At 67.4% G+C, this 2976-nt stretch carries 1 protein-coding gene; it reads right to left on the reverse strand.

Annotated elements, in window-relative coordinates; translation table 11 throughout:
* Nucleotides 1–186: 186 nt before the first annotated feature.
* The gene (locus MJ783_RS09520) at nucleotides 187–2826 is read right to left on the reverse strand and encodes a WD40 repeat domain-containing protein (RefSeq protein ID WP_239310018.1); all 2640 of its coding nucleotides are present in this window, start codon (nucleotides 2824–2826) and stop codon (nucleotides 187–189) included.
* Between the last annotated feature and the right edge of the window lie 150 nt (nucleotides 2827–2976).

The following is a 2976-nucleotide window of genomic DNA, read 5'->3' on the forward strand; positions in this document are numbered from 1 at the left end:
CGCTCTCAGGGATTATTGATCTTTGGCATGCCCGGTGGGCCCGGGGGCCGTGGAGAGGGGTTCCCGACCCTCCGTCCAGAGCCGGGAACCCCTTGTATCCTCTGACGCTCGAGCGCGCCGCGGGGTTGGCGTCGAAGGCCGGTCAGATCTGGCGGCCCGGTCCTGATCAATCCCGATCGGTATTGATCAGCCTCGATCGGGGTGGACGAGGTCGAACACATACAGGCCTCCGTCGCCGCCGACGACAAGCCGGTCGTCGGTCGAGTACCAGGCGACCGAACGCAGCGGTCCGTCCACTGTCAACGCGGCGATGCACTCGAACGAACCGGTATGCCATACCCGGACCGACTGGTCGTCACCGGTGGTTGCGAGATATCTGCCATCGCGGGTGAAAGCGAGGTCGGTCACTCGGCCCGCGTGGCCGGTGACGGTTCTGGCCGCGGAACCGGTCCGATGATCGAAAACGTGGATGTTGCCGTCGATGGCCCCGCACACGACATCGTGACCGCTCGGCGCCAGCTTCATCACCGCCACCGTGAATCCCTCCCACTGGATGGTATCCAGTGGTCTTCCGGTCGGGAGGCTCCAGCGCCGGAAGGTGCCGGTGCCGTCGACGGAAACCAGGGTCCTCTCGTCAGCGGTGATGTCGATCGCGCGGACGTACTGTTCGCAGTGCAGGGACGTGGTCGTGCCCCGCCGGATCCGCAGTCGCCTCGTGGTGTCGGCAACCGCGGTCAGGCGGCTGACGTGGATCCATCGGCCGAGCCGTCCGGCGAAGGCTATGTACTGATCCTGTGGACTGATCACTACTTGGGCGGGCGGCTGGACGGACGGCATGCGGGCAAGCGGCTGGCCTGAGCCGGTCTCGTAGAGACGGACGTAGTGGTCCTCCCCGGCGAGGGCGAGGATTTCGCCGTCCCGGCTGACCGCGAGCGAGGTGATTCCGGCGCCGGGCAGGACCCGCAGCTCGAGCCTGCTGGAGGAGTCCACCAGATGGACGCCGTCATGTTCCGCCGCGGCGAACCAGCCGTCGTTCGGGTGCGTCAGCACCGCGGCGGTACTGCCCGCGAAGACCGGCCGCTCGACCGGGCGGAAGCTTCGTCCGGCCCCCGGCCAGGCGCGGGAGGCGTCCCACAACCGGACGGTCGTGTCCTCGCCTGCTGAGATGATGGTTCCGTCCTCGTTGAGGGCGACTGCGGTGACCGGACCGGAGTGTCCGTGCAGGACCGCCCGCCGGTCGTCGTCGGTGAGGTCCCAGACCCGGACCGTTCCGTCGTGGCCGCCCGAGACCAGCCGGTCGAGGCTGGGATGTACGGCCAGTGCAGTCACTTTTCCGGTGTGGCCGGAAAACGAGTGGGTCACCGTGCCGGTGGACCATTTTGTGATCTCTATCCGTCCGCTTTCCTCGCCGACGACGAGCCGTGAGCCGTCCGCGGTCAGCGCCACACAATGGCGCGGGCTCAGCCGTACCTGACGTGCCTGGCTTATATTGGTCGCGAGATTCACGAAATAGAAGACGTCGATCTTGCCGCCGGCGCAGACGATATGGTTCCCATCCGGGCTGAATGCCAGCGGCTTCGCGCTCATGATGCCACGGATGACCCGGCGCTCCTGGCCGGTGTCGACATCGATCACCCGAAGCGAGTCCTGATCGGTGCAGGCATACCAGCGGCCGGTCGGATCAAGCAGCGGTGAGCGGCCGCCCGCGAAGGGACGGGTCACGGTGAGGTCGCCGGCCGCCACGTCCAGCCGCAGCAGGAAACCTTCGCTTGTCGTGAGGAGGAGATACTTCGAATCAGGAGTAAACCGGACGGAGAGGATCAACCCGCTCTTCGCCGGAGGAAAAACCATGCTTTGCTGGCCGCCGCTGGTCTCGCTGACCCGAACGGATGTGTCCGAACCCGCCGCCGCGACCCATCGACCATCCGGACTGGCCGCGATACCAACGACAACGCGTGGGTTGCCGGTGAGGACACGCAGCAGGGCGGGGTCTGGGAGATCGGGCATCGGCCAGGCGGGGGTGATGCGCCCGGCTGGCTGGGCCGCGCTGAAGGTCCGGGCTGCCGCGCCGAAGTCCGGATCATCCCATAACCGGCTGACGAGGGTGGCCGCCTGCGCGTGCGCGGGGTCGGTCGGAGTCAGCAGGTAGGCGTTCTGTTCGATGCGGGTCCGCAGCAGGGGCGCACGCGGGTCCCGGGCCAGCGCCAGGTCCGCGTTGATCGCGGCGACTCCGTGCAGCCGCAGGCGAGCTGTTACCCAGCGTAAGTCAATGACCAGTGCGTCCAGCTCGATCCCTGCCGGGTCACGTGCCGTGTCGTCAGTGGTGCTCTCGGCGGTATCGGCGGTCGTGTCGTCGGCGGTATCGGCGGTATCGGCCGCTGTGTTGTCGATCATGTCGGCCATGCCAGCTATGCTGGCTAGGCGCAGGTGTCCGGCGAGGTGGTTCCACAGGTAGGGCTCGTCGGGCGAAAGCGCCCACCAGGCGGTATGCCCATCCGGTTCGGTTGGGAGGCCGATACGGTGCGCGTCTATCAGCGCGCGGTGCAGCGACGGTAACCGATCAGCGTCACCGCCAGGCCGGTCGGCGGCGTATTCGTGGCGCAACGCGCGGCGGATGTCGTCATGCAGCCGCAGCCCTGGTTCGGTCGCGCCGGCCGCGGTCGCGAGGGCGAGGCGTAACAGGTCGCCGCACAGACGGCTGCTGTCCTGCGGACTCAACTGGTCCAGCTGGGCCCAGAAACGTTCAAGCGTGACATACGGGATCGTCACATCCTCACTGAACACCGCAAGCGCCGTGACGAGCGGCAGGCGATCGTCACCGATCAAGGTCAGGCTGGCCGCGACCGCTGAGCTGACCGCATCGGAGCGCGATTCGCCGTCCGTAAGTGGGGACGGAAGGGTGTTGGACGGTGTTGCGGGCCATGACGGACCGGATGGCGGTGGACCGGACGGCGGTGGAGCGGATAGCGCTGGAGC

The organism is Protofrankia sp. Cj3 (assembly GCF_917627355.1).
GTDB lineage: Bacteria > Actinomycetota > Actinomycetes > Frankiales > Frankiaceae > Protofrankia.